Below are 26,286 nucleotides of genomic sequence, written 5' to 3' on the forward strand. Positions count from 1 at the left end.
ACGTAAACGAGAACCCCTATAGTTGTAAAAAGTTTGAAAAGTATTAGGCGAATAGAATGATGCCTCCGGCACGCCAAGGGCGAACGCTACTACACAAACATAGACGCTTTGCGGCTTCCCGCAGAGTAGTCCACCTCCGTGGGTTTTGTCTGTATAGTTGCGACTTCTAGTCGCCCGGTGAGTAATAAGCTGCCGTCGCTATGCCGTGATGCTAACTTCTGTTGTCATTGTTTTGTCCTCACGTTTCTAGCTTACGGCCAACCATATACCACAAACCCACGGCATAGCGAATGTAATTGAGTTCTGTAAAACCTGCTTTGGCAAACTCGTACTCGAAGTTGAAATGGATAAAGTCATCCAACCACGGTTCTTGAAAAGAAGCGCTCAGGGCGTATTCACCACGATAGGTGTCAGCGTATAGTACCCAACCTCCGGGTTTGGTGATCCGGTACATCTCTTTAAGAATCTTAGGCGTCCACTCTTTAGGTGTCTCGTGGAAGAGTAGTGATGATGTGACAATATCAAAAGAGTTGTCAGGGTAGCCAGTGTGACGAGCGTCCACCTGCTCAAACGAAGCCCGCTCACTAAATCCAGCCTTGTTAAACTTGTGCTGACTAATCACCAGCATGTAAGGCGAAACATCAGTAACGCGAAAATTCGCCTGTGGAAACCGCCGTGCCAAGGCCAGCGCTCCCTCAGCCGTACCTGCACCAAGCTCTAATACCGTCTCAATTTGAGTGTCTTCAGGAATGAGTTCAGCCATTTTCTCGCGCAACTGCTGGCAACTAACTTTGTGGCTGAGGGGAATAATGGCATCCATAGCAGCATCCCAGGCTAAACAAGATTGAGGGTTGGTGTAGGAATCGGTTAAGCCATGAATGGGAGCGTGGATGTAGTCAGGGTAATATTCATGTTCGGTATGGTAGCCTTTGAGTTCCTCTTCCCAATTAATGGAGGCATATTCCTGCATTACTGAGGGCATGGCGGCGGTAATGCGTTGCATCACCTCGGTTCGATACGCTTCTTTCTCCTGTGCAGTCCATCTTGGCATAAATGAATATCTCCTACTTACACTCGTTGCTGGCGTTTCTATACTCAAACCTAAGAACGAGAAATAAACTGCAAATACAATATAGTCTAGTCTCTTTTTTATATGAGATGCCGATCGTTTCTAGGGGGTGCTTTGCGCCATCGCCTGAAAACTTTAGTTTAGATGTAGTTGCCGAAAATTTTAATGGGTGCGATCGTCTGTTAATAACTCGTCCACGAGTATAAAAGACTCATTCACGAGTATAAAAGACTCGTCCGCGAGTATAAAAGACTCGTTCGCGAGTATTAAAGACTCGTCCGCGAGTATAAAAGACTCGTCCACGAGTATAAAAGGCTCATTCACGAGTATAAAAGACTCGTCCGCGAGTATAAAAGACTCATCCGCGAGTATAAAAGACTCATTAGCAAAGTTATGGCACTTATTCAAGAGTATGATTTGCTATAGGACTAGTATTTGATTTTTGAAAAGATACCTAGGGTGCGTTAGCGACAGGGTAACGCACCATTCTTAAGGCTTTGGTGCGTTACGGCTTACGCCTAACACACCCTACAAATACTTAGATTTTTTCAGAAATCAAATATGATTCCTATAGGTACAAGATTCCTACACTTAATTGGCACAGCCAACGACAAACATCTCTCTGCTCAATGCCTAATTTTTTGTATTTGCGATCGCAAACTGACTTAACCTAAATATATGCCTTTAGCAGAGGTAAATTAAAAGGCTATGTTCGATATTTAATTAAATAGTAAGTATCAGGAACAACTGAACTCAGTCTCAAACCCACTTGCAGTCACCTTGTCAATTTATCAGTTGCTTATTCTTACAACAAATATGGCTTTACGGGATTGATTGCAAATCCTCCTAGATAAAACATCAAAAGTTTTCTGTCTCCGTTTATAAAAGCTCCTTTGCCTCATTTCAACTCATAGAAATGAGGCAATTTCCTATGCAACTGTATACCCACGTGTGATTTTGTTATCGGGGAGGTGGGTAAAGTGTTAGTGAGTGCCGTAATATATTATGCCTATCTTAGTACTATTTATTACAAATTGAGTTACATTTGCGAACTTGCGCTTTCAATTTAATGTAAGGCGAATTTTTTGCAACCTTTGAAAAACGCTCTACTTTCAAGATAACTAGCTTTTCTCCTTTTTTAAGTTTAACGATTGTTTTTCCAGATAAAGATTTTTCCTTCATTAGATTAACTTCATGTTTAACAGTTACGATTGTTCCTGGTGATGGAATAACAGGAGGCTCAATACTAGGTAATTGTTTAAGATTTGATGGTTTAAAAACTAGTTTTTTCCCGACAGGTAAACCACCTGAAGTATTATTAACCATACCTATCCATATCCAGCCAGTAGGATTTACTGTTTTTCTTGAATTTGAAGTTGGTTTAGATGCTGATGAAGGGATCTCTAGTATATCAGGTGGTTGAGAAATGAAGCGTAGAAATATACTACCTAATACAAGTAAAACAACAAGTCTCACAGCGATGTTGCTGACTCTATTCCGGCGGCGATACCTTGATGGTCTAAACAAATATAAAAAGGTTGCTCTTGCCACATATATAAAAGTGTTTCCAGCAGCTTTTGCAATAAGTATCACAATTGGACTAATCCAACGCAGAATTTTTTTAATAAGGAAGGTAGAATCAGTAAATTCCTCGGCTACTTCTCGAATACCTGTAGCAATATTTGCAAAAGCTTTATTATAGGGTCTCCATTCAGTTATAGGTCTTCCACCCTTAGGTAAAACTTTGACATTAGGGAATTCGTCCTTCCAATGATTATCGACTGGACTAAGAAGAATAGTAATAACACGAGATGTTTTAGCCCTATGCTGTTCCATAGCTTGTTTAGCCAAAACATTCCAGTGGTAATTTGAAGCAATAAAATCTGAACTAATTAGCACTAAAATTATATCGGCCGTTTTTAAATTTGTATCAATCTCACTTTTCCAATCTTTTCCTGGGCTGATCATTTTCCTATGCCAGCTAGTACTTAAGCCCTTCCACTTTAGACCACTGAGGTGATTCTCTAGTTTTTGCCGCATTTCTTCATCTTGAGCAGAGTCAGAGCAGCAATAAAAAACTTTAACAACCTTAGTAGCAGGCATTGACCTTAGCACCCATCAATATGAAAAAATAATTACTTTCTTTTCATAGCATTTTTTATTTAAATTTTTGATAATTTACTCAGTCCTAATTATGAATTTTCAACAGTGAATATCTATCAACTTACTGCCAATTCTTTCGCTACTATTCGGATACCTTGAGCAACACTTAGAAATGCAGCATTACGATTTCCCCATTTTTTCACAGCTCTGCCGCCTTCAGGCAGAGCTTGAAGTCTGCCAAACGGTGCGCTCTCCCAATCAACAAAGTCGAGAATTACAGGGATAACTCGGGCTTCTTGAGCTTCATGCCGTTCCATTGCCCGTTTTACTTCAACGTCCCAGCAATAATCTGAAGCGATAAAATTTGCACTTATGAGCAGCAAAATTATATGAGATGAATCTAAGTGAGTGTCTATCTCATTCTGCCATTCTTTTCCTGCTCCAATTTTGCGATCATGCCATCCTGTAATAACTCCTTGCCGCTTTAAAAGAGTGAGGTGATTTTCTAGTTCGTTGCGAAGTTTTTCATCTTTATGAGAATAAGAATAAAACACTTCAATAGGTTGATGAGGTTGCACAGGCATAAGTTTGTTTATGACTCAAATTTTTTAAACGTAGTTTTTAATATTTATTAAATTTGTGCGCTAAAAAATGCTGTTTTTAGTTAAAAACAAAAGGCATAACATTATTGATTTAGATTTCTAGAGTAGTGCTATTAAGTAGTCTATCATAAAGTAATACTAAAGTAATATCACTTATTTCAAGCATTCAAACTCTTTACCGATACTATTTTCTCATCTTCATCTACCGTAATTTGCGCCAAGCCAAATTGTTCAATTACCGCCGCATTCGTCGTTAAATGTCTACTTACCTCAGCCACCCGGTAATGACTTTCTTGTGACGCTAAAGCAGCTGGCAATAATAACTGATCTGCTAAATGTTCATCCACTGGTGCGCCAGTGTGATGAAACTCAAGCAGCTGCTGACAAGCAATTTCTGCAACTGTTTCCGCCGACAACCGTAATCGCCCAAACCCACCAAAACCAGTCAAGCTGTTCTGATACTCAGCAGTTAAAAAAATACCCGCCCCAGGTGCCACACCTCTTTCTCGCAAAGTCTGTACATGAACTTTCAAATGGGCTTCTCGTAACAAATTCTCGGCACGATTCGCCATCCGTTGCGGAATATGGGAAGGTAAGTCTGTCACCACTGCTAGTCCCCGTACCTGTTGTAACTCTCCCCGTTCTAGCAAGTTGATCCCGTTGAGTTTACCACCGCCACTCACCTGCAACTGTACCTCTCCTCCACCTTGGGGAAACCACCCCCAAGCCCCTAACTTGACTTGGGCTTCTACACCCATGCGTTGCAATATTGGTAAATAAACTTGCTCAATGTACGTCACTGTCGGGCTAAAGTTTACATGAGTTCCACCCTTTAGCGTTACTTGGGAATTGCCCGATGCTAGTGCCAAAGGTAAGAGAATTGTCTGTAAAACTAGAGCGATCGCACCCGCAGAACCACCAACTTGTGCTTTACTAACATCAAAGGTATAAGTTCCAGCTTGCACAGCACTACCTGGGATGAATTCCAGCAGCGTTGAACCCAAAGCATCACCCTGTAGTTGGGCATTACAAATTCTCGCCGCAGCCCGAACTGCGGTTAAATGTTGTGCTGCTAATCCTGGTTTTTTGCGTCCAGCGCGAATGCCTGCAATTCGTATGGGTTCGCCAGTGATGGCCGCTAGACTTAAGGAAGTGCGAAGAACTTGTCCGCCTCCCTCTCCGTAGGAACCGTCAATTTCAATCATGGGCGATTTTGGGATGTTGGATTTTGGGTTATCCCCACGGCTCTTAAAATCAAACCACAAATTATAAACGCCTAACAACTAGCTTTTTCAAGCGAGGTTACACAAATATACACAAAAAGTTCTAATAAGCTGTTACACATTTAATTTGTACATTTACCTGATGACTGTTAACCGTCAACAGTCAACAGTTAACGGCCATCAAGAATGTTTATATACTTTAGACGCGCATCAGCTTATGTGTTTCTGTATTTTGCTAATTTTGAATTTTGAATTGAAGAATCTTGCTTTTACCGGGATTCATCAACCCATAGGGATCAACTATTTCTTTAAATTTTAACTGCTCAGGATCAATAACTTTTCTGCCGCCGTCTTCAATAATATATGTGTGGGGATTGGCAATACTCACATCCTGTTCTTCGTGATAGCGGATAATCTCGTTGAGGCGTTCTTCTGTGGTGTAGCGCACAAGTTGCAAAGCACCAGGAACTACGGCACCGTTCACTCGAAAAAATTCCAAATGCATCATTACTTCATCGCCAAAGTGATGATACATATGCTCTACTACTTGCAAACTGCGCTCGCGAGGAAACATACTTTGTAAGTAGGTAATTGCAGTATCTACACTCCGGGCGTGTAAAGTAGTGTGGTTCCAGCAAAATTCTGCTAAATGTATCCCTTTCCCCGCTTCCTGTGCTGGTTTTTCATAAGTAATTTTGCCGCCATATTGCTGCACCAAACCCGGTAAGAATTCCAAACTCGATTCAGCAATTATCAAAAATACTGGATGAGTCCCTTCAGGAATGTACTGTTGTAGGGCGTGAAAGTATTGGGGAATTTGGGATGCAAAGACAGAAATCAACTTCTTAATCATGCCATCAGCATTGCCAAGAGCCTGACTAAACTTTGCTGCTGTCATAAACTCGTCAAAGGTGACAATGACTTCTGCCCAAGGATAAGCTGGCCCCAAGGGGATTTCCACTTCGGTGATGATGCCGTTAATTCCCCAAGCATGATTCACCTTTTGCACATCGTCGCCGCGTAACTCAATCACACGGGGTTCATCTTCTACAGTTACCACCCGCAATGCTAGGATATTACCGCGATCGCCTAATAACCCATATTGTATTGAGCCAATGCCCCCACTCCCCCCAGCAATAAATCCGCCAATTGTCGCTGTGCGGTAGGTGGAGGGTGCCATACGGATTTCCCAGCCGATTTCTCTGGCTTTTTTATCCAACGCCGCCAACTTCACCCCAGCTTCTACCCGCGCTACCCCCGGTTTCACCCAAAGAATCTCTTGCATCCGCGTCATATCTAAAATTACGCCACCATGCAACGGTACACATTGCCCATAATTTCCAGTTCCCGCACCCCGCACAGTCACGGGTACACGGTGTTTCGCACAGGCGGCGGCAACTTTTAAAACCTCAGCTTCATTGGCGGGACGCACTACAATATCCCCGACTTTTCCTTCTAGTTTCGGCACAAGTACCGGGCTAAAGGTGTGATAATCCTGGGATAATTTTGCCACTTGGGCGGAGTCGGTGATGGTTTCTATGCCTTCTAGAGAATTAATTAGGGCATCCAATGTTGTCATAGCTTATATCCTTTTTTTAACGCAGAGGGACGCTGAGGGAAGCGCATAGGTTCGCAGAGAATTTCTGCGTTCCTCTGCGTAAACCTTTGCGTTCCTCTGCGTTTTAAAATCTTAATTCTCATGTTTCACAGCACTTTCATGCCACTTACTTAATATAAAGTCAGATAGGGCGCTCAAGCTGACAAAAATTAATACACCCAACCCGGTTGTGAGGAATAATGCTGCAAACATCCGAGGAATTTGTAAATTGTAGCTGGAGATTAAAATTCGGTAAGCAATGCCAGATTTTGCCCCACCAGTCCCGGCGACAAATTCAGCTACGACTGCGCCAATTAATGCTAAACCACCGCTAATTTTTAAACCGCCTAAGAAATAGGGCATGGCGCTAGGTAAGCGCAGATACAGCAGAGTTTGCCAGCGAGAAGCTTTGTAAAGTTGAAATAGGTTGAGCAAGTTTCGGTCAACGCTGTTGAGTCCTAATGTAGTGTTGGATACGATGGGGAAAAAGGCGACAATCCAGGCACAAACTACTAAGGCGGCGAAAGTGTTATTTTTTAACCAGAGAATGATTAAGGGTGCGATCGCAACTATCGGAGTTGTTTGTAAAATGACTGCATAGGGAAATAAACTGCGTTCAATCCATTTACTTTGGGTGAACAAAATCGCCATGAGTAAACCAGAAATAGCCGCTGCAATAAAAGCAACGACTGTGATTTGCAGTGTAATTAATAGTGATGCAAAAAGCTCGTTCCAGTCAGTAATTAAGGTTTTAAATACTAATAAAGGGCCAGGAAGGATATAAGGAGGTAGATGTGTTATCCGCACAAATATATCCCATAAAAATAATGCTATAATGCCAACTCCCATCGGTGCCAAAACGTCAGCAGAAAGAAACTTGCTCGATGTCTTTTGTGATTGGGTACGACGGATGAATAGCATATAACTTAAAAATTTTAAATTGGCGCAAAGCTCATAGCTTTAGCTAGATGCTGAGAAATTTCACGGCAATATTGGTTATACAGCAATGATGTGCGAAAGTCATCGTTACGGGGGTAGGGAACATCAATTTCTACATCAGCTACAATCCTTCCGGGACTTATCCCCATGACTAGCACCCGATTTGATAAATACACTGCTTCGTAAATATTGTGAGTAACAAAAACCACCGTCCAGCGTTCTTGAAGCCACAAATCGAGTAAATCACCATTGAGTTTGCTACGAGTAATTTCATCTAATGCCCCAAATGGTTCATCCATCAATAGGATATTTGGCTGAGTAACTAATGCCCTAGCAATCGATACCCGCATCTTCATCCCACCTGATAACTGGCGGGGATAGTTATCCTGAAAGCCTTCTAATCCTACTAGTTCTAATGTCTGCTGTACCAATGCTTGGCTGTCTTTTTTGGGCATTTTCGCCAACTTCAGCGGTAGGCGCACATTCTCCCTGACATTTGTCCAAGGCATTAACGCGGCATCTTGGAAAACAAAAGCCAGCTTTCTTGCTTGCTGAGTTATACCCCAGTCAATACTACCAGAACTGATGCGTCCTAATCCGGCAATCAGGCGCAGGACTGTACTTTTACCGCACCCGGAGGGACCAACTAAACTAACAAATTGCGACTCTAGAATTTCTAAATTCAGGTCTTGCAGGGCAACAGTGCCATTGTAGACCTTGCTAATCTGATTGAGTGTGACAATGGGACGGTTAGTCATTCAAAAATCTGGAGAATAGCAAGCGATCGCTTACGTCTTGTAATAGCCTACCCCTTTATTCACAAATTGCAAGGTGTATGCGTCTTTGTAATTAACATTAGATTTAGAAATCTTAGTATCAACCATGCTGTCAAAAAGTGATTTCCACTTTGTGTCGGTCATCGCCCCAATGCCTTGTTTTTCTGAGGCATCAGAAAGGATAATTCCATATTCTTTTAGCTTTTGAATACTATAGACAAGTTGCTCATCCGTCATTTCTGGATTATCTTTTTTAATTAACTCATTACCTGGTTGGGGATTTTCCAGGTAGCTATACCAACCTTTAATTGAGGCATCAACAAATCGTTGCACTAATTCAGGATTTTTTTCTACTAGTTCTTTTTTGGTTTCAATAGTGGTTGCATACGGTTGATAGCCATAATCTGCTAATAAAAATACCACTGGCTTAAAACCGCCCTGCTTTTCAATCGCAAAGGGTTCAGACGTAATATAACCTTGCTGGGCTGAGTTTTTGTCAGTTAAAAAAGGAGCAGGATTAAAGTTGTAAGGGCGCTTTTGATCGTCGGTAAAACCGTACTTTGCTTCCAGTAAAGGCCAATAGGTAATGTTAGCAGAAGCGGAGACATAAATTGGTTTGCCTTTGAGGTCGGCAAGGGTTTTAATTGCTGGGTTGGGATGTGTAATAAGACACCAAGGGTCTTTCTGGAAAATTGCTGCGACTGTGATTTTAGGAATACCTTGTGCTATGGCGTTCACGGCATCCATGCCATAACCCATAAAGAAATCTACCGCATCCCCCATCAACAATTGAGTACCACTAGGAACCTGCGGGCCACCCATTTTGATAATGACATCTAAACCGTAGTCTTTGTAGATACCAGTGGCGATCGCTTGGTAAAATCCGCCGTGTTCTGCTTGTGCTATCCAGTTTGTACCAAAGCTAACTTTATCCAACTGAGAATTGCTAGTTGACGGTTGGTTGCTGTTAGAACAAGCAGCAATTAAGCTACTACCAATCCAGATAGAACCGTATTGAATAAAATTGCGGCGACTAAGGCGATGAATTGCTGTTGATGAGGGTAATGACGGATTCATAAAACAATATAATGCTCTCTCCTATCTGCCGTTGTAGCTGAATCTAAATGTACATTCTAGAATCAACTTTTGATTCACTAGCGAATAGGGCTGAATTTCTAGAGCACGTTTAAAAGCTCTGATAGCTTCACCATACTCTCCTAGTGCCGCATAACACAAACCCATACCGTGAAGCGCCCCAAAATGTATCGGATTTATCTGCACAACCATCTGACAATCTGCCAGAGATTTTTGATAATCACCAATACTGTAATAGAGGAAAGCCCGGCGATTCCAAGCTTCGGCAAAATCCGGCTGGTCTTTGATTAGTGCAGTCAATGCTGTTTCGGCTTCAGCAATTTCACCTGCATCCAGTAGCTTTTGACTGCGATCAATTATTTCCAGCCCATAGATTCCCTTTTGCTGAAACCAAATCCGCCAGATTTTTCTGGTTGCCTTATCCCGGACTGTGGCATCGGGGTTTTTCAACTCTTCAAGTAAGGAATTGATAGATAAAGAATCCATGAATTTGAGATCAGTGAATATACCTTTGTATTAACTTTCTCACAAAATATATCTATTAATTCATTTTTAAAGTCATCTTTAAATTTGCACTGATTAATTGCTATTTGTGAATTTTCTGTGTTATTTATTGTATTCAGTAATATGACTAATACCACGCTAGTCATTGAGAGCCATAAAAATAAAAACGGACTAGAGGTAGTTGACAGATCCCTAGTGAGTAATAGCTGATAAAAACATCCCTAAAAAATAATGACTATGCCAAAGCAAAACGACGTTTCCAGGCATATTGTTCTTACTTCCCATCCTAGTAGCTTTGGCCCTAAACCAATCCCCATTAAATGGGGAGCAGCCAATCCTATGGAACGCGGGCCGATTATTGCTACGCTAACTAAGCAGGCACATCGCAACGTGATTGGCACTCACTCTGGCAGTTATGCAATTTATCGTGCTCTAGCAGTGGCTAGCGGTGCTTTGCAGTCGGATCATCGGGCGGATCTGACGAATACATCCCCAGTAGAGCATATTGGGCCTCACCCTAGTTGGGCTGACCCTAATAAAATAGTATCCCTCGATCCCTTTGGAGGTATCGCATCTGAGATGTTCGCATTCTATTGCCAACAGGGATATGATATTCGTCCAACGATCGCCATCACTCAAGCTCACATCAATATGCCAGAACTGCAAGATGCAGTAGACAAAGGTCGTTTGCAGGTAGATGGCAAGATTATGAAACCAGGCGGTGATTTGGTTGTCACCAAAGCCGCAGTTGAACCTGTTTGGTATTTACCAGGGATTGCCAAGCGTTTTGGTATTGCAGAAGCACAGTTGCGCCGCGCTTTATTTGAACAAACTGGGGGGATGTTTCCAGAATTGGTGACGCGATCAGATTTGGAGGTGTTTTTGCCGCCAATTGGGGGTGTGACAGTATATATTATCGGTGATTTGGCTGCGATCGCAGATCCCAACAAACCTGTAGCTGTGCGGGTTCATGATGAATGCAATGGTTCTGATGTGTTTGGCTCAGATATCTGCACCTGTCGCCCATATTTGGTACATGGAATTGAAGTGTGCGTCCAAACGGCACAGGAAGGCGGTGTCGGTATAATTGTCTATTGTCGCAAAGAAGGTCGCGCTTTAGGAGAAGTGACGAAGTTCTTAGTTTACAATGCTCGGAAGCGTCAAGAAGGAGGCGATCGCGCTGATGCCTACTTTACTCGTACAGAATGTGTCGCCGGAGTGGAAGATATGCGGTTTCAAGAATTGATGCCGGATGTGTTGCATTGGTTGGGCATTACCCGTATTGATCGGATGGTATCGATGAGTAATATGAAGTACAACGCCATAATTCAGTCGGGAATTGAGATTGTGGAAAGAATACCCATCCCAGAGGATTTGATTCCCCCAGATGCACGGGTAGAAATGGAGGCTAAGAAAGCTGCTGGATATTACACTACAGGGGATGTGTTAGATGCAAATGGTTTGGCTGAGGTGAAGGGACGAGGGTTAGTGGAGTAGGGAATGGAGAGGCAGGGGGAGCAGGGGAGGCAGGGGGAGGCAGGGGGAGAATAATTAATGACAAATGACAAAAAAGAATTAATCGCATATCTTCGTTCGCCGGCGGCGATTCGGGAACGTTGTGGGCAATTATTTGCACTGGTAACTGAGGGTAAATCGCGTTATTTTACTTGCGATTTGACGCAGTTGACAAAGGTAGCAGATTATGTGATTGAAGTCATGCGCTGCGAGTACCCGGATCTCGAAATTCCGTTTCACAGTCGTTGGCGACATTTTGAGGTTGGGGGTGTACCGCGTTTAGCCCAGTTAGATAGCCAGTTAGCGGGACTAACGCCTCTAGAAAAAGCTGCTGCTAAGTTTGATTTGGCAATCGTCAGTGTCTTGTTAGATGCGGGTGCGGGGAATAATTGGCATTATAATGAGCAGGAAACTGGTTTAAATTTGGTGCGATCGGAAGGGTTGGCTGTAGCCAGTTTCCAAATGTTTTGTCAAGGGACTTTTTCGAGTAATAATTTGCCTCAGGTAGATGCTCAAAAATTGCAAGCATTCACAGAAACAGAACTCACAACTGGGTTTCAGGTAAATACAGAAAATCCTTTGGTGGGAATTTCTGGACGTTTGAGATTATTACAAAAATTAGGTCAAGTTTTAGTCTCTTCACCTTATTTGTTTGGCGATGACAAGCCTCGTCCAGGGAATTTGATAAATTATTTGTTGGGCAAATCTCAAAACGGACAGTTAGCAGCTGCAACTGTTTTCAGCGCCGTTTTGGAAGGACTGAGTGAAATTTGGCCTAGCAGATTAGAAGTTGCTGGGGAGAATTTGGGAGATGTTTGGCAACATCCAGCGGTTGCAGATGATGGTTTAGTGCCATTTCACAAATTGTCTCAGTGGCTGACATACTCTTTATTAGAACCACTACAGGAACTCGGTTTAGTAATTACTGGTTTAGATGCCCTGACTGGATTGCCAGAATATCGGAATGGGGGATTGTGTATTGATTTGGGACTGATTAATCCGAAACATCCAGATGTTTTGCGATCGCCCCACTCAGTAGCATCAGAAGTTATAGTTGAATGGCGTGCTTTGACTGTGATTCTCTTGGATAAAATTGCCGCCACAGTGCGCGAAAAGTTGGGTATGAGTCCCGAAGAACTACCACTAGTAAAAATTCTGCAAGGGGGAACTTGGACAGCAGGGCGTAAAATTGCCGCTGAACTCAGAATAGCTGGTACATCCCCTATCCAAATAGATAGTGATGGTACAGTATTCTAGCTATGAACTACTACCGATCGATTTAAAATCAGAGAAAATAGCCCTTTACCTGTAGCTAATCCTCTAATAGGTGTACAGTCTAAATAATATATTTATCTAATATATGTTGAGTACCAGTTAATAATAATTTAAACTAGATATTACCCATTTTTCATGCTTATATAACTATAATGCATATGCTATAAATAGCCATATATATCATGAAAAATTCATTAGCTGAAACAGCAAATTTACTTCGCCAAAATATCAAAGAATATTTGCGATCACTTAACCATTGGTTTTTAGATACACCAGAAAGGGCACTCTTAGAAGCTCAACAAGCAGCCCAAAGAATTAAAAACATTGAGATAGAACATTTTAATGGTGAAAAGATATCTACAAAATCAGTAAATTATACTGAAAATGTAATGTCTTATTGGCAAGGATACCTCAATAAAAATTTAACTATTATCAAAGTAAGACTTGTAGAATTTCGCCTTAGCCGGAGAACTTTAAATATTTCTAATTCTGTATTGTTAGAAAATTTGAAAATTATTGATGAAGTTGTAGAAAAGTACGCTATCAAAGATGAACTAATTAACCAAAGTGCATTAAAATCAAATCTTCAAACTCTAAAACTTAAGCAAAGCAGTATTATCAATGATATCAAACCCACACCTCCATCTCAAAAAGCTGAAGTTTTTCCGAGGTCTATTGGTAAAACAGTTAATAGGATTAAAGCAGAATTAACACCACAGGCAGAAGAAGAATTTGTTAGAAATCACCGTTTTTCTAGAAATAGGACAAAAATTGCCCTAAAATTTTTTCTAACCTTAATTATCCTACCGATTTTAACTCAGTACTTATCTAAAGAATTTTTAGTAATTCCTATATTAGAAAAAAATAGAGTAAATAATACAACTCAAATTTTTATCAATTCCGATATGGAAAAAGAAGCTCTCCATAAATTATATAATTTTCAACAAAATTTGAGGTTTGAATATTTACTAAATCAAGCACCACCAATTTCTTCAGAGGGAATAAAACAAAAAATAAAAGACAAAGCTATTGAGATATCTGAGGAATTAAACATAAAAAATAATAGTGCTATTAGCAATATTTATGCTGACTTAATATCACTAATTTGTTTCAGTATTTTTGTCGCTCTGAGTAAAAGAGAAATTGTCCTTGTCAAGTCTTTTATAGATAATATTGTTTATGGACTTAGTGATAGTGCTAAGGCTTTTTTAATTATTCTATTTACAGATATATTCGTAGGGTTTCACTCACCAGATGGCTGGGAGATTATTCTTGAAGGATTGGCAGAACATTTAGGAGTGGCAGCCAGTAGAAACGCCATATTTTTATTTATTGCGACATTTCCTGTGATTTTAAACACTATCTTTAAATACTGGATATTCAGCTATCTGAGCCGCTTATCTCCTTCGGCATTAGCTACATTAAAAGAGATGGACGAATAATTCGTAGTTTCCCCACACAAAAATTCGCTTTTTCTGAACAAAAAATGTGTTTTATCAGAACTAAATTGAGTCACTCTAAAATATTAATTACTAACTACGAATTACATAGCTTGCTTCCCGGCTTTAGCGAGTATTACTAATTATTTTGGCGTATTTGTCTCCTGATTCGCTAGGCTATATATATCCTGGTTCTTCCAAAGCGTACTATGGATTTTGAAAGCAAAGCTAATGCCCCAACTCCCACAGACAACATAGAGTTTGCTCAACCAACTACTACCCGTAAGCCATTGGAATTGCTGCGAGATACTGAGGCTTTACTACGCCGCCCAACCGTAGCAACACTATTGCCGATTTTGCCACCAAAACTGAGCAGTAGATTCCAAGCGACCTCATCTTTAGCGGATGACTCCTTTAAGGAACTGGCAGAAATTGACCTAGATGCTATTAGTGATTTTGAACTGCGACCTGCACGAATTCTTGTTGGCTTAAGCCTTGTTGGTTTTGGGGCGCTCATGATATTAGTGCTGTTACTGTACTTAAACACGATGCATCCAGAACTCAGGACGGGTGAGCAGATTCGGCAATACTGGTATCAATATGTTTGGTTTGTTAGTTTGGGTGTTACGGGAATGTTTATGTTGGGACGTGAAGCGATGCGTCCTATGCCAAAGCGGCGAAAATGAAAGGTGGCAAGTGCTGAGTTAAAATTTATCGATTTTAAATTAAAATTCTTTAATTAAGAAATCGTAACTTTAAAAAATTAGTACTTCACAATATGCTTGGGTATAAGCAGCCGTTAGGAAGTTTTATACATGAATTATGATGCTTTCATTGTTCCACCAGGTTCAAAGATTTCTCTGAAAAAAAACTATGACCCAGCTTATAAGACTGATTTTCATCAAAAAGCTGATGCTGCAATCAAACTACAGGCAGATATTGAACGACTAGCTAATTATCAAAATATTCTCTACGCTCAAAACACCTATGCTTTGCTGATTATTTTTCAAGCAATGGATGCTGCTGGTAAAGATAGCACAATTAAACACGTGACATCTGGTGTGAACCCCCAAGGATTTCAGGTGTTTAGTTTCAAAGCCCCCAGTGCGGAAGAACTAGACCATGACTACCTGTGGCGAACAACTAAGGCTCTGCCAGAAAGAGGTCGAATTGGGATATTCAACCGCTCATACTATGAAGAAGTGCTTGTGGCTCGTGTCCATCCAGAGATTCTGAAAAAGCAACAACTCCCTCACTTCCCTGAGGGAAATCAGATATGGAAACAACGCTTTCAAGAAATTAATAACTTTGAAAAATATTTAGTAGACAATGGTGTGATCATCCTGAAGTTCTTTCTGAATGTCTCTAAATCAGAGCAGAAAAAACGTTTTTTAGAACGGATTGAATCTCCTGAAAAACATTGGAAGTTTTCAGATAGCGATGTCCGAGAACGAGCTTTTTGGGATGATTATATGAATGCTTATGAAGAAGTTTTCAATTACACTAGTACAAAATGGGCCCCGTGGTATATTATTCCTGCCGATCGCAAATGGTTTACACGCCTAGTAGTCGCTAATATTATCTGCACAAAATTACAAGAATTAAATCTGCAATACCCCACAGTTAGTGAAGAACATAGGCTGCGACTTTTGCAGGCGAAACGCATTCTAGAAGCGGAAGATTAACCAATGAACTTAACAGATAAAGGCAAAAAAAAGGAAATTAATTAAAATATACTGTATAATTTATTTAAACAAAGATGCATATTTTGTAAATATACTAATCCTCTCTGTATATAATAATTTTGGTTGGTACTGACAGCCGAAAAATCATGATTCAGATGGCAGAAGATACCAACAATCATCCACCTCACTTTACTAATGCGGCCTTTGATATAGTGGCGATCGCAGCTTCAGCCGGTGGGTTGACTGCTCTAGTTAAAGTGCTATCGACTCTACCCGCAAAATTCCCAGCCGCGATCGCTGTTGTGCAACACCTCGCTCCCGAACATCGCTCACTCATGGCAGAAATTCTCAGTCGGCGCACGCCTCTTACTGTCAAACAGGCAAAGGAAGGAGATTGTCTTACCCCAGGAACGGCTTACATTGCTCCACCCAATCGTCACTTGTTGGTTAACGGTGACGGCACGCTTTCCTTATCACAGTCGGAATTAGTCCATTTTTTACGTCCTTCGGCTGACCTATTATTTGAATCGGTTGCAGCCAGTTACAAAAATAGAGCGATCGCTGTTGTGCTAACTGGAACAGGTAGCGATGGTGCGATGGGAGTAGAGGGAATTAAAAAAATGGGCGGTACTGTTATTGCCCAAGACGTAAAAACCGCCGAATTTTCCGGGATGCCCTCCGCCGCAATTCAAACTGGTAATGTAGATTTTATTCTCCCCCTGGATGATATCTCCAGCGCCTTGGTGACTTTAGTCATGGGTATTGAATCAACTGAGATATTGCACCAGTCCCAACAACCACCTCAGAATTAATTCTGAGGCTAATAAGTAAATTATTCTAACGAAAACTAAAAAAAGAAGAGGATTGACATAGGAAATTTATTTCCGGCCGGGCGACGGAGGTAATTGAAAATATTAAAAAATATTAGAATTAATAAACCGGGAAAGTGCCTTTGATTGATATTATCATTAGCAAGTACCAAAATATCAATCAGCCTTCTTTCCTTAATCCTGATTCCATTTAACTTGCCCTGTGACACCAAATTGGCATAGGTAGTATTATTGGAAGTTTAGGTAACAGCTTTTTGGTAAAGATTTATAAACCAAAATCTAAAATCCAAAATTGGTATGACTTCCGCAGAAAAAGACCCCGAATTTGAAAATCTACTAGTTTATCTTAGACAAAGCCGGGGATTTGATTTTACAGGCTATAAGCGCTCGACTTTGATGCGTCGGGTACGCAAGCGAATGCAGTCATTGTCCATAGAAAACTTTGGAGATTATCTAGACTACTTAGAAGTTTATCCAGAAGAATTCAATTATCTTTTTAACACCATTCTAATTAACGTCACCGCTTTTTTTCGAGATTCATCAGCTTGGGAATACTTAGCCGAGCAAATACTACCTAACCTAATTAAGAATAAAAAAACTTCTGACCAAATCCGCATTTGGAGCGCTGGCTGTGCCTCTGGTGAAGAAGCTTATACCTTGGCAATGTTAATGGCTGAAATATTGGGAGCAGATGAATTTCGCCAACGAGTGAAAATCTACGCTACAGATGTAGATGAAGAGGCTCTCAACCAGGCTCGCCAAGCTACGTATTCATCAAAAGATGTCCAGGAGGTACCTGATGAACTGCGGCAAAAATACTTTGAAACTCTCGGTAACCGCTACGTCTTCCGCCAAGACTTGCGCCGCTCAGTAATTTTTGGACGCCACGATCTACTTCAGGATGCGCCAATTTCGCGCTTAGATTTACTGGTCAGCCGCAATACATTAATGTATTTTAATTCTGAGACTCAAGGGCGAATTTTGGCCAGATTTCATTTTGCACTCAATGATAATGGCTATCTGTTTTTGGGGAAAGCAGAGATGCTGTTGATGCATTCTAATCTTTTTACCCCAATAGACTTAAAAAACCGGATATTTACTAAGGTATCGTCAGTGAATATCCGCGATCGCCTCTTAGTTATGGCAAATTCAGTAGAAGACGAATCTAGCAGCCGTTTGTCTCGACACCTGCGGTTGCGAGATTTGAGTTTCGACACAGCAATAATCGCCCAAGTGGTTATTGATAACAATGGCACTCTAGTACTGGTGAACGAGCAGGCGCGGAATTTATTTGGCCTTTCACCCAGAGATTTAACTCGTCCTTTCCAGGATCTAGAGCTTTCCTATCGACCAATAGAACTGCGATCGCTAATTGAACGGGCTTATGCCGAACGCCGCCCGATCACTCTGACAAATGTAGAGCGCTATTTGTCGAACACAGACACCCAATATCTGGATGTGCTGATTACGCCTTTGCAAGATACCGACACCAGTTTCTTAGGCGTTAGCATCGCTTTTCATGATGTCAGCCGTTACATTAAACTCCAAGAGGCGCTGCAACGCTCCCAACAAGAATTAGAAACCACCAACGAAGAACTTCAATCTACCAATGAAGAATTAGAAACCACCAACGAAGAACTCCAATCCACCAATGAAGAGTTAGAAACCACCAACGAAGAACTCCAATCCACCAATGAAGAATTGGAGACGATGAATGAAGAACTTCAATCTACTAATGAAGAATTACAGACAATTAATAACGAACTTTCGCAGCGCACTACAGAACTCAATCGCACAAACATTTTCCTCATCTCTATTTTGAGAAGTCTCCAAACGGGAATAGTGGTAATTGACAGCAGCTTTAACATCTCAATTTGGAATTATATGGTAGAGGATTTATGGGGCTTGCGGACTGATGAAGTACTAGGAAAGTCTATCTTCAGCCTAGACATTGGGCTACCTGTCGAGCAGTTGCGATCGCCTATCCGCGAGTCCATATCCGGGAAAAAACAATTTCAAGAGATGATCCTCGATGCTACCAATCGTCGGGGTAGGCAAATAAAATGTTACCTAGCAATCACTCCCCTGCTTGGCATTGAAATGCAAGGAGCAGTTTTGATGATGGCAGATGTAGAAAGAGTCAATAGTATGATTTCGAGTCAAGAAATTGAGGAACGTCGGCAGCAGGAATGAAAGAGGGAGGGGGCAGGGGGCAGGGAGAGTAGGGGAGAGAAGAACTTGATTTTCTGACGATAAACCCCGCAAAGTTTCTTTGGTGGACTACTAGTTTAAACTATGGAAAAATCCAAAATCCAAAATTGATTGACTCTGTGTTTACTCAATTACCAACTATTAATGTCCTGAAACAGCCCACCAGCTCTGCTTGGGTTGAACAAGCGATCGCTAACTTAGACATCATCTTACTCGACCACTCCCACTGTGAACGCAAAGCAGCAGGCGTAGCTTTGAACATGATGTTTCGCTACCCCTCCAATACTAAAATGGTTCGGGAACTAACTGCGATCGCCCGCGAAGAACTAGAACACTTTGAGCTAGTTAACCAATGGTTAGAACGCCGGAATATTCCCCTGGCTCCCTTACCACCACCTCCCTACGGCGCGGGTTTAAAAGCTCAAGTACGCCCTAAAGAACCTGAGCGATTTCTGGATTCCTTACTAGTCACTGGTTTAATAGAAGCTCGCTCTCACGAACGCCTAGGACTATTAGCTGCTCACTGTCCAGAGCCAGAATTAGCAAAATTTTATCGTGGGCTAATGGCATCCGAAGCGCGTCACTACGGTATATATTGGGTATTAGCTGCTACTTACTTCGACAGAGAAATTGTCATGCAACGGCTTGATGAATTAGCAATTGTCGAAAGTGAGTTACTGGCGACTTTGCACCCAGAACCTAGAATTCACAGTTAGTAGACTAACCCAACAGATATGAAGCTTCAGTTAACACACCTGAGACTGCTTGTATCCAACTATAAAGATTCTTTTCTGTTCTACCGGGATCTGCTGAAATTTGATGTCGATTGGGGCGATGAAGATAGCGGATATGCTGAGTTTAATACCGGTTATCTCAAGCTGGGTTTGTTCAAAAAAGAATTAATGGCTGAAGTAGTCCCAAGAATCGAACAGCCTTCATATGTTGTCAATCGAGATAAAATTGTCTTGATTTTCGCAGTCGATAACGTGGATGAAGTCTATGAGCAAGTAAAAGATCAGAATGCGATCGTTGTGACTGAACCACAAGATCGCGCAGACTGGGGAATTCGCACAGCTCATTTCCGCGATCCTGATGGAAATCTCATCGAAATCTACAATAATCTAGGAATTGTTAGTTAAAAGTTAGCCGCCAACAACTATCCAATATCTGAACTACAAACTTAGTTATTTTAGTTCGCAATCACAAACTTAGCCCTACATCTGGTACACAAGTCCAAGGCCCAAATCCTTTTGTAATATCAATGTCAGCGATATAGTAGCCCGCCGCAGGCATCGCTACTATATCGCTAAATTATCTTTGGTAAGCAGAGAAGGGGAGGGGAAGACAATTCTCCTCCCCTTATCGCTTCATTGACATCTTGAGAGTACCGCCTGAAATAGACTCTGCCACAAAAGCTATTTGCTGGGTAAATTGGGATATAGAACCAGGAAAATTTTCTGTGTAAACTTGACCAGCAAATGGTATGAAAAACTATTATCAAGATTTTTTAATTCGTGATTGGGTGAAAAGCGATCGCACAAGAGCCGCCGAAGTCATCAGTTATGTATTATCAGAATACGGTTTGGGTTGGGAACCAAAGGGCGCTGACCGAGATGTGCTGCGAGTAGAGGAATTTTATTTAGCTACTGGGGGAGAGTTTTGGGTAATTGAACACCAAAGCCAGTTAGTAGGTACTGGGGCATACTACCCCATACATCGTGGTGAAAAAGCCGTAGAAATCCGTAAAATGTATCTTTTGCCCAGCATTAGGGGTTTGGGATTAGGGAAATATTTGTTACAACAGCTAGAAGCCGCGATCGCAGAGCGTGGATTTGGGCAAATTTGGATTGAAACCGCCAGCGTTTTGGTGGAAGCAGTCAAGCTGTATGAAAGCAACGGCTACACTCCAGCAACGGGAGTAGAAACAACAAGATGCGATCGCGTGTATGTTAAGTCATTGGTCAAAGGCTAATGACTAATGACTAATGATAAAGGACAATTCTAAATGCACACTTGGATTAAAAATCTCACAGGCTTACTCAATCTTTTTCTCCAATCCCATTGCCCTCTGTGCCAACGTGCAACCTCGCAAGAATTCTGTCAGAACTGCACCCGACAACTGCAAAAATGTCAACGAAAAGACCCGATTTCTCTATGGCAAGAGCCAATACCAGTATTTGGCTGGGGGGAGTATGGTGGCCCGGTCAAACGAGCGATCGCAGCGATGAAATACGAAAATCAACCCCAAATAGCTCGTCCCTTAGGTCAATGGTTAGGAGAAGCATGGTTGTTAAATTCACCGAGGCGAGATAGCCAGCCTGTGGTAGTTCCCATCCCACTTCACCCTAGCAAGCAAAAACAACGTAAATACAATCAAGCCGCACTGATAGGACAAAGCTTCTGCGAAATAACTGGATTAAAATTGAAACTAAATGGTTTAGCAAGAGTGCGAGAAACTGAAGCGCAATTTGGTTTATCGGTATCTAAACGAGAACAAAACTTGGCTAAAGCTTTTGCTGTTGGGCAAGAATTTCGCCGTCGTCCTCCAAATGTCCCAGTGCTGTTAGTGGATGATATTTATACTACTGGTGCTACTGCCAGGTCTGCTGTGCAAACACTTCGTCAGTATGGAATTGTGGTCTTAGGATTAGTAGCAGTAGCCACTGCGGTCAAAGACGGATAAATCAAGAATTAATGGCAAGCTTTAGCAGATAAGTGCATAAATTGACCGGATTACCCTATTTCTGTAGAAACAATTGCTTGAAATGTATGAATAAAGTTTTTGCGGCAGGTTTAAAACAACTCATCATCATTCCTGCCACATTGCTGGCAATAGGCATAAGCACAAGTGCAGCTTTTGCTCAAAATAAATTGTATAGTCCAATTCCTTTATCTAACAGTACTGAACTTTCCGATAGCCTTTCAGATAAAGACATTCCCACAGGTCAGGGTGGGTTTGCTCGTGATTATACTGTGAGGTTAGAGAAGGGCGATAATTTAGCAGTTGACCTGTCATCTGAAAACTTTGACAGTATTATCACTCTATTAGCACCTAATGGATCGACTCTGGCAGAAAATGATGATGGCCCAGATGGTAGTAGCAATTCCCTACTATTTACCCGCATCGTAGAGACAGGGAATTATGTTATTCGTGTCCGGTCTTTTGGGGAAACTGGGGTTGGGGCTTTTAAACTTAAGGTGACAAAGCTGCAACCTATTAAATGAAGTAGTCATTAGTCAGGAGTTATTCTTTTCTTGCTCCCTCATCTTCCTCATTTTTTACAAGGCAGTCAGTACACAGAGAAATAAGGCTTCTGTCCACTCAACGACTGCGCCGTAGGTATCTCCTGTGTGTCCACCTAGTTTGTGGTTGAACCATGCACCAGTTAAAGTAGCGATCGCACTTCCAGCAACTATCATTGCCAGTGCGAGAAATAGCTGCTGTTTATCTATTAGCACAAGTAAACCACTCAAACCCAACAACAACAACAATCCCGGTAACAAATCTTTGTAAGAACGAATGGCTTGTTTGTGAAATGCACCTTTGCCAGTTGGTTTCAGATAAGGATATCGGGCGATCGCTAGCTGCTGTCCCCAACGTCCCCAGCCACAAGCTGCCATCAGCAATAACCAACGGTTTTCTGGCATATCTGTCAAAGCAGTTATTTTTAGTAGTACCAAGGCGATCGCTGCCATTCCCCCAAAAGCACCTGTAGCGCTATCTGCCATCACCTCCAGCCGCCGATCCGGGTCGCCCACTGCTAAACCATCGGCAGTATCCATTGCCCCATCTAAGTGCAGTCCTCCAGTTATGGCAATCCAAACACTAACTACTAAAGCACTACGAGTTAACACTGGCATACCAATAAAATCCATCCCCGTATCCAGTAACCCCAAAATTCCCCCAATTATCAATCCTATAAGCCAAGCAAGACGTGCCACTCCCCCAAATTCCAATCCGTTCAAATACGGCATAGGAATAATCGTGTAAAATATAATACTTGCTGCCAGCTTTAACAGCAGCTTTTTCCACCACTGTTGCTGTTTCGTCATCTTAGTTACATTAATATTTGGTTAATTGCTGGATAATAGACTTGGATTTGTTACAACCAATATGAACAGACTTTAAAACTTTAGATAAGATTTACTTCTATTAGAGATTCTCCTTGAAAATTTTGTTATGCTGTTCTAAGTGGTAAACCAATAATCACAATACTTTTTATACAAAAACGAATGATTCAGGAAATTAAAATTCCATCAGGAATCAAAATTGGTGTTTTGTATTCGTTAAGTAAAAACTTACTCCAGATTAGTTAGACGATTGCCCCACAAAATTGATATTTTTTTAAATGTAGGGAGTAAACAAGCTATTCAATTATGACAGTTTAGCTATGTTGTTGCTCTCCTTAGCTCAATCGCTATTTTCCTATGAGTCACCATCTACCCGACACCAGGATACCAGCTCCGTGCATTATTAACACGGGCATCATTGTGAATAAGCTCGACATCCGGCGATTGCTGACAGATTTAGGTCGAGTCCACTACATCTACACCCAAGAAGATAAGATACTGAGCGAGGGTGAAGGGGATGTGATGGAGGTTTTCGCCAATCCGCAAAGGTCTACCTTAGTGGCTAACCACGCGCTATATCTGAATGTTTGTAGTTTTGATTACTTGGAACTAAAACAGTCGTCGCAACAAGAAACCTATTTTGATTTGATGCAAGAAGGAGTGTGTCTGCGGTTGATTCCCCGCTCAACTCCCATACAAGAGCGACGAGAGCGAAACTTCAATGTCAGCGCTATAGAAGCGATGATGGAGCAAGTTCTCTCAGCCAGATGGGATGCAGAAATCGACGATGACTGTTCTGATTCTTTCTAAAATAGCAACTGTCATACCATTTTTATCAAGGAAGGCAGAAAATAGAGGGCAGTTGAAGAGAGAAGAAAACTGCTCTCTGTTTTCTGCCGCAGGCATCGCGGCAGGCTGCGCCAACGCCCTTAGAGCAAGGGCTTAAAACAAAAGCACTGAACTCTCGTTCAGTGGCTTCAAATCAGTAGGAGTTGAATCCCCTCCTGCCCCCTGCCGACGCTCTCTGCGAGACGCTACGCGAACGCGGACTCGCTACCGCTGCGCTATCTTGCCTCCTGCCTCTTTCAATGAGAATGCGCTTTATTCATGTAGGAGCAATATCCTTCTTCTAACGGAGACAGTACGCATAGCTTGTTTCCACAAAGTGGTACGGGAAGCCTTCGGCTACATGAATTGCCCCTACAATCGTATAGTTTTGGGTAAGTCCTATAGGCGCATCTTCAAAAATCTAAAATGGTATGAGTGCGAATTTTTCCTTTGAATGTCTTGCTTGCTGTAGCCAAACCAAAGCTAGAGCAGGAGTGTTTTTTACTCCTCACGGTGTTGTAGAAACTCCCAGATTTATGCCAGTGGGAACGCTGGCAAATGTCAAAACTATCACCCCATCTCAGCTACGAGATACTGGGGCACAAATGATCTTATCGAATACTTATCATCTTCACCTACAACCTGGAGAAGCGATCGTGGCTGGAGGTGGTGGGTTACATAAATTTATGGGTTGGAACGGTCCAATGCTCACAGATTCAGGTGGGTTTCAGGTCTTCAGCTTAAGCGAGATGCGAAAAATTACTGAAGAAGGTGTAACTTTCCGCTCACCCCATGATGGACAAATTATTAACTTGACCCCAGAGCGCTCCATTGAGATTCAAAATACTTTAGGGGCGGATGTGATTATGGCCTTTGATGAGTGTCCGCCCTACCCAGCTACTCGCCAAGAGGTTGAAACTGCAACTGAGCGCACTTATCGCTGGTTAGAACGCTGTATAACCGCTCATCAACGCAGTGAGCAGGCTTTGTTTGGAATTGTGCAAGGGGGCGTATATTTGGATTTGCGTTGCCGTGCGGCGGAAGCTTTGGCTAAGTTGGATTTGCCCGGATATGCCATTGGTGGTGTGAGTGTAGGAGAACCGCCAGAATTGATGGCTGAGATTGTGAAAGTGACAGCACCGCTTCTACCGCCTGAAAAGCCGCGTTATTTGATGGGTGTCGGTACTTATCGGGAGATGGCGATCGCGATCGCATCTGGTGTAGATTTATTTGATTGCGTAATTCCCACCCGCTGGGCAAGACATGGGACGGCAATAGTCCAGGGCGGACGCTGGAATTTAAAAAATGCTAAGTTTCGTGAAGATTTTACGCCATTAGATGAAACTTGTCCTTGCTACACTTGTCAAAATTTTAGCCGGGCTTACATATCTCATTTAGTGCGATCGCAAGAAATTTTAGCTTATACTTTGTTGAGCATTCACAACATTACCGAACTAATTCGCTTTACGCAAAAAATTAGAGAAGCAATATTGAGCGATCGTTTTGTTACAGAATTTGGTCACTGGCTCAACTCATCTGAATCAGCACCAGATGAGGGTGAAATTACAAATGACTATTGACAAATGATCAAGACCCAAACCATGTTAAGATATCTCTCAATTATGAAAGCTGTGTTGGATAGTTGGATTTAAACAAACATGGAAGCAGGACTTTTATTAGCAAAACTGCCTGAAGCTTACCAAATCTTTGATCCTTTGGTGGACGTTCTCCCAGTCATCCCCGTATTCTTCTTGTTGCTTGCTTTCGTTTGGCAAGCAGCCGTGGGATTTAGGTAAGTTAATCTATTTTTCAATTTATAGGACAGGTACTATACCTGTTCTATTTTTTTGTGGTGATATATTTTATAAAATTAATATTTATTAATATTTTGTAATGTTTTAATATAATAAATAAGATGTGAATCAAGCCATGTCAATATGAAGCCTTGAAAGCCAAGCTTAGAGTCAAGGAGGAATTAGTTATGGGTAATATCAAATTCGTTAAAGAGAATAAAGAAGTAGTGGCGGCAGATGGTGCAAATCTCCGGCTCAAAGGGATGCAAAATGGCATTGATATATATACATTCATTGGCAAGATGACCAATTGCGGTGGTAATGGTCAGTGTGGTACTTGCGTTGTGGAAATAGTCGAAGGAATAGAAAATCTCTCCCCCCGCACAGACGTAGAAAACCGAAAATTCAAAAAAAAGCCAGAAAATTACCGCCTTGCCTGTCAAACTTTAGTGAATGGCTCAGTCAGTGTGGTTACGAAGCCTTAACTTTTGTGGGATCAACCGTGGTTAGCATGTGAGAAAGTAAAAAATTTGGGCTAACTCTGTCATTGATGATGCTATCCTAATGTTGTTGACTGGAAATTTAAGAGAGGCTTTCTTGCCATGCAAGTTAATGACCTGGGGTTCGTAGCGAGCATTTTGTTCGTACTAGTCCCCACTGTGTTTTTACTAATTCTGTACATCCAAACTGCTAGCCGCGAAGGTGGAAAAGATAGTTAAAAGTTTGTGTAT

General features: G+C 41.7%; 27 protein-coding genes. 17 read left to right on the forward strand and 10 right to left on the reverse strand.

Annotation, left to right across the window (positions count from 1 at the left end; translation table 11 throughout):
• Positions 1 to 238: 238 nt before the first annotated feature.
• The 9 genes from H6G92_RS11615 to H6G92_RS11655 all read right to left on the reverse strand — a co-directional run bounded on the left by H6G92_RS11615 (position 239) and on the right by H6G92_RS11655 (position 9,890).
• The gene (locus tag H6G92_RS11615; protein ID WP_190893847.1) at positions 239 to 1,051 is read right to left on the reverse strand and encodes a class I SAM-dependent methyltransferase; all 813 of its coding nucleotides are present in this window, start codon (positions 1,049 to 1,051) and stop codon (positions 239 to 241) included.
• Positions 1,052 to 2,089: 1,038 nt separating this feature from the next.
• Entirely contained in the window at positions 2,090 to 3,172 is a 1,083-nt protein-coding gene (locus H6G92_RS11620; RefSeq protein WP_190893848.1) for a toll/interleukin-1 receptor domain-containing protein, read from the reverse strand.
• 116 nt (positions 3,173 to 3,288) lie between these two features.
• Entirely contained in the window at positions 3,289 to 3,756 is a 468-nt protein-coding gene (locus H6G92_RS11625; protein ID WP_190893849.1) for a toll/interleukin-1 receptor domain-containing protein, read from the reverse strand.
• A gap of 176 nt (positions 3,757 to 3,932) precedes the next feature.
• The gene (gene rtcA / locus H6G92_RS11630) at positions 3,933 to 4,979 is read right to left on the reverse strand and encodes an RNA 3'-terminal phosphate cyclase (RefSeq protein WP_190893850.1); all 1,047 of its coding nucleotides are present in this window, start codon (positions 4,977 to 4,979) and stop codon (positions 3,933 to 3,935) included.
• A 253-nt stretch (positions 4,980 to 5,232) separates the two neighbouring features.
• On the reverse strand, positions 5,233 to 6,576 hold the full coding sequence (locus tag H6G92_RS11635) for an FAD-binding oxidoreductase (RefSeq protein ID WP_190893851.1): 1,344 nt from the start codon (positions 6,574 to 6,576) through the stop codon (positions 5,233 to 5,235).
• Positions 6,577 to 6,687: 111 nt separating this feature from the next.
• A complete protein-coding gene (locus H6G92_RS11640; RefSeq protein WP_190893852.1) occupies positions 6,688 to 7,515 on the reverse strand; it encodes an ABC transporter permease in 828 nt (275 codons plus the stop codon).
• 14 nt (positions 7,516 to 7,529) lie between these two features.
• Entirely contained in the window at positions 7,530 to 8,291 is a 762-nt protein-coding gene (locus H6G92_RS11645; RefSeq protein ID WP_190893853.1) for an ABC transporter ATP-binding protein, read from the reverse strand.
• 30 nt (positions 8,292 to 8,321) lie between these two features.
• On the reverse strand, positions 8,322 to 9,386 hold the full coding sequence (locus H6G92_RS11650) for an ABC transporter substrate-binding protein (protein ID WP_190893854.1): 1,065 nt from the start codon (positions 9,384 to 9,386) through the stop codon (positions 8,322 to 8,324).
• A gap of 21 nt (positions 9,387 to 9,407) precedes the next feature.
• Positions 9,408 to 9,890 (reverse strand): tetratricopeptide repeat protein, encoded by a 483-nt coding sequence (locus tag H6G92_RS11655; protein WP_114084950.1) that lies wholly within the window; start codon positions 9,888 to 9,890, stop codon positions 9,408 to 9,410.
• A gap of 255 nt (positions 9,891 to 10,145) precedes the next feature.
• Here H6G92_RS11655 and H6G92_RS11660 point away from each other — a divergent pair, with 255 nt between their 5' ends.
• The 12 genes from H6G92_RS11660 (at position 10,146) to H6G92_RS11715 (ending at position 22,088) form a co-directional block, all read left to right on the forward strand.
• Complete coding sequence (locus H6G92_RS11660) at positions 10,146 to 11,405, forward strand: GTP cyclohydrolase II (RefSeq protein WP_190893855.1); 1,260 nt, start codon at positions 10,146 to 10,148, stop codon at positions 11,403 to 11,405.
• A gap of 57 nt (positions 11,406 to 11,462) precedes the next feature.
• Positions 11,463 to 12,680 (forward strand): URC4/urg3 family protein, encoded by a 1,218-nt coding sequence (locus H6G92_RS11665; protein WP_190893856.1) that lies wholly within the window; start codon positions 11,463 to 11,465, stop codon positions 12,678 to 12,680.
• Between the two features lie 200 nt (positions 12,681 to 12,880).
• On the forward strand, positions 12,881 to 14,140 hold the full coding sequence (locus H6G92_RS11670) for a proton extrusion protein PcxA (protein WP_190893857.1): 1,260 nt from the start codon (positions 12,881 to 12,883) through the stop codon (positions 14,138 to 14,140).
• Positions 14,141 to 14,346: 206 nt separating this feature from the next.
• Positions 14,347 to 14,823, forward strand: a complete 477-nt coding sequence (locus tag H6G92_RS11675; RefSeq protein ID WP_190893858.1) for a hypothetical protein — start codon at positions 14,347 to 14,349, stop codon at positions 14,821 to 14,823.
• Between the two features lie 129 nt (positions 14,824 to 14,952).
• Entirely contained in the window at positions 14,953 to 15,822 is an 870-nt protein-coding gene (locus H6G92_RS11680; protein ID WP_190893859.1) for a polyphosphate kinase 2 family protein, read from the forward strand.
• Between the two features lie 146 nt (positions 15,823 to 15,968).
• Complete coding sequence (locus H6G92_RS11685) at positions 15,969 to 16,634, forward strand: chemotaxis protein CheB (RefSeq protein WP_190893942.1); 666 nt, start codon at positions 15,969 to 15,971, stop codon at positions 16,632 to 16,634.
• A 315-nt stretch (positions 16,635 to 16,949) separates the two neighbouring features.
• Positions 16,950 to 18,845 carry a CheR family methyltransferase gene (locus H6G92_RS11690; RefSeq protein WP_190893860.1) on the forward strand — a complete coding sequence of 632 codons (1,896 nt, stop codon included), beginning with the start codon at positions 16,950 to 16,952 and terminating at the stop codon, positions 18,843 to 18,845.
• Between the two features lie 137 nt (positions 18,846 to 18,982).
• Complete coding sequence (gene miaE, locus H6G92_RS11695) at positions 18,983 to 19,579, forward strand: tRNA-(ms[2]io[6]A)-hydroxylase (RefSeq protein ID WP_190893861.1); 597 nt, start codon at positions 18,983 to 18,985, stop codon at positions 19,577 to 19,579.
• Positions 19,580 to 19,597: 18 nt separating this feature from the next.
• Entirely contained in the window at positions 19,598 to 20,002 is a 405-nt protein-coding gene (locus H6G92_RS11700; RefSeq protein WP_190893862.1) for a VOC family protein, read from the forward strand.
• A 344-nt stretch (positions 20,003 to 20,346) separates the two neighbouring features.
• The gene (locus H6G92_RS11705; RefSeq protein ID WP_190893863.1) at positions 20,347 to 20,835 is read left to right on the forward strand and encodes a GNAT family N-acetyltransferase; all 489 of its coding nucleotides are present in this window, start codon (positions 20,347 to 20,349) and stop codon (positions 20,833 to 20,835) included.
• Positions 20,836 to 20,868: 33 nt separating this feature from the next.
• Complete coding sequence (locus H6G92_RS11710; protein ID WP_190893864.1) at positions 20,869 to 21,546, forward strand: ComF family protein; 678 nt, start codon at positions 20,869 to 20,871, stop codon at positions 21,544 to 21,546.
• Positions 21,547 to 21,632: 86 nt separating this feature from the next.
• Positions 21,633 to 22,088: a PPC domain-containing protein gene (locus H6G92_RS11715; RefSeq protein ID WP_190893865.1), complete on the forward strand. Its 456-nt coding sequence runs from the start codon at positions 21,633 to 21,635 to the stop codon at positions 22,086 to 22,088.
• Between the two features lie 54 nt (positions 22,089 to 22,142).
• Here H6G92_RS11715 and cobS read toward each other — a convergent pair whose 3' ends face one another.
• Positions 22,143 to 22,916, reverse strand: coding sequence for an adenosylcobinamide-GDP ribazoletransferase (gene cobS, locus H6G92_RS11720; protein ID WP_190893866.1), 774 nt, complete (start codon positions 22,914 to 22,916; stop codon positions 22,143 to 22,145).
• Positions 22,917 to 23,291: 375 nt separating this feature from the next.
• On the opposite strand from cobS, the gene H6G92_RS11725 reads away from it, so the two are divergent.
• From H6G92_RS11725 to psbM, 5 genes are all read left to right on the forward strand, one after another.
• Complete coding sequence (locus H6G92_RS11725) at positions 23,292 to 23,744, forward strand: hypothetical protein (protein WP_190893867.1); 453 nt, start codon at positions 23,292 to 23,294, stop codon at positions 23,742 to 23,744.
• Between the two features lie 449 nt (positions 23,745 to 24,193).
• A complete protein-coding gene (gene tgt / locus H6G92_RS11730) occupies positions 24,194 to 25,342 on the forward strand; it encodes a tRNA guanosine(34) transglycosylase Tgt (protein WP_190893868.1) in 1,149 nt (382 codons plus the stop codon).
• A 78-nt stretch (positions 25,343 to 25,420) separates the two neighbouring features.
• Entirely contained in the window at positions 25,421 to 25,558 is a 138-nt protein-coding gene (locus H6G92_RS11735) for a photosystem II reaction center protein K (RefSeq protein WP_190893869.1), read from the forward strand.
• Positions 25,559 to 25,743: 185 nt separating this feature from the next.
• Entirely contained in the window at positions 25,744 to 26,040 is a 297-nt protein-coding gene (locus H6G92_RS11740) for a 2Fe-2S iron-sulfur cluster-binding protein (RefSeq protein ID WP_190893870.1), read from the forward strand.
• Positions 26,041 to 26,157: 117 nt separating this feature from the next.
• Complete coding sequence (gene psbM, locus H6G92_RS11745) at positions 26,158 to 26,274, forward strand: photosystem II reaction center protein PsbM (RefSeq protein WP_138497365.1); 117 nt, start codon at positions 26,158 to 26,160, stop codon at positions 26,272 to 26,274.
• Positions 26,275 to 26,286: the final 12 nt, after the last annotated feature.

Source organism: Nostoc foliaceum FACHB-393 (genome assembly GCF_014698505.1).
Classification (GTDB): Bacteria; Cyanobacteriota; Cyanobacteriia; order Cyanobacteriales; family Nostocaceae; genus Nostoc; species Nostoc foliaceum_A.